Origin of the sequence: Frankia sp. AiPs1 (assembly GCF_023716945.1) — a bacterium.
Taxonomy (GTDB): domain Bacteria; phylum Actinomycetota; class Actinomycetes; order Frankiales; family Frankiaceae; genus Frankia.
This window is the reverse complement of record NZ_JAMQQF010000877.1, coordinates 1-1,675: the sequence shown is the minus strand read 5'-3', so window position 1 is coordinate 1,675 and position 1,675 is coordinate 1. Positions and strand designations below refer to the sequence as shown.

Annotated in this window: 1 protein-coding gene; it reads left to right on the top strand. The window is 70.4% G+C overall.

Annotated features, from left to right (window positions below):
- Window positions 1–90: 90 nt before the first annotated feature.
- On the top strand, window positions 91–1,675 hold a 1,585-nt coding region (locus ND748_RS31520; protein ID WP_251749939.1), incomplete at its 3' end, for an SDR family NAD(P)-dependent oxidoreductase.

The following is a 1,675-nucleotide window of genomic DNA, read 5'->3' as shown; positions in this document are numbered from 1 at the left end:
TTCCTGACGGCGTTGTTTGGGTTGGGGGATCTGGCGGGGGTGCGGGCGGGGGAACGGGTGTTGGTGCATGCCGGTACGGGGGGTGTCGGGATGGCGGCGATCCAGTGGGCGCGGTGGTGGGGAGCGGAGGTGTACGCGACCGCGAGCCCGGCGAAGTGGCCGGTGTTGTACGCGCTGGGTCTGGACGAGGAGCATGTCGCGAACTCCCGGACGACCGAGTTCGTCGACCTGTTCCTGGCCCGTACGGACGGCGCGGGAATGGACGTGATCCTCGGTTCCCTCGCGGGTGAGCAGGTCGACGCGTCGCTACGGCTGCTGGCTGCGGGCGGCCGGTACATCGAGATGGGGAAAACCGACATCCGTGACCCGGCCACGGTCACCGCCGCCTACCCGGGCCGGTCGTATCAGGCGTTCGACCTCAAAGACGCCGGACCCGAACGCACCCACACGATGCTGGCCACCGTCACCCGCCTGCTCACCGACGGCACCCTGACCCCGCTGCCCCGCACCACCTGGAACCTCACCGACCTTCCCCACGCGCTGCGCCACATGGCCCACGCCCGCCACACCGGCAAGAACATCATCCGCATCCCCACCCCGATCAACCCCGACGGCACCGTCCTGATCACCGGCGGCACCGGTACCCTCGCCGGCCTGCTCGCCCGTCACCTCGTCACCCACCACCATGTCCGCCACCTCCACCTGATCTCCCGCAGCGGCCCCCACCACCCCGATGCCACCCGCCTCCACGACGACCTCCGCGCCCTGGGCGCCGACACCGTCACCCTCACCGCCTGCGACACCACCAACCCCACCGCCCTCGCCGCCACCCTCGCGACGATCCCCCCCCAGCGGCCCCTCACCGCCGCCATCCACACCGCCGCCACCCTCGCCGACGCCACCCTCACCACCCTCACCCCCACCCAGCTCCACACCGTCCTGGCCGCCAAAGCCGACTCCGCCTACCACCTCGCCACCCACACCGCCCACGAACCCCTCGCCGCCCTCGTCCTCTACTCCTCCGTCGCCGGCCAGCTCGGCAGCCCCGGCCAGGCCAACTACGCCGCCGCCAACACCTTCCTCGACGCCCTCGCCACCCACACCCCCACCCACACCCACCCCACCACCTCCATCGCCTGGGGCCTGTGGGCACACACCTCCACCCTCACCGCCCACCTCACCACCCACGACCACACCCGCATCACCCGCACCGCCCTGCAACCCCTCACCACCGAACACGCCCTACACCTCTTCGACACCCACACCCACCACCCCACCCCCCTGGCCACCACCCTCAACACCCACCACCTCCCCCCCACCCCCCTCTACACCCACCTCACCACCCACCGACCCACCGCCGCCGCCACCACCACCAGCGCACCCACCCTCACCACCCACCTCGCCACCCTCACCCCCACCCAAGCTCACACCCACCTCCTCACCCTCATCCAGAACCACACCGCCACCATCCTCACCACCACACCCGACCACATCGACCCCCACCGCGGATTCCTCGACCAAGGCCTCGACTCCCTCACCGCCATCGAACTACGCAACCACCTCACCCACACCACCGGAATACACCTCCCCACCACCACCATCTTCGACCACCCCACCCCCACCGCCCTCACCCACCACCTCCTCCACAAACTCACACCACACACCAACTCCACGG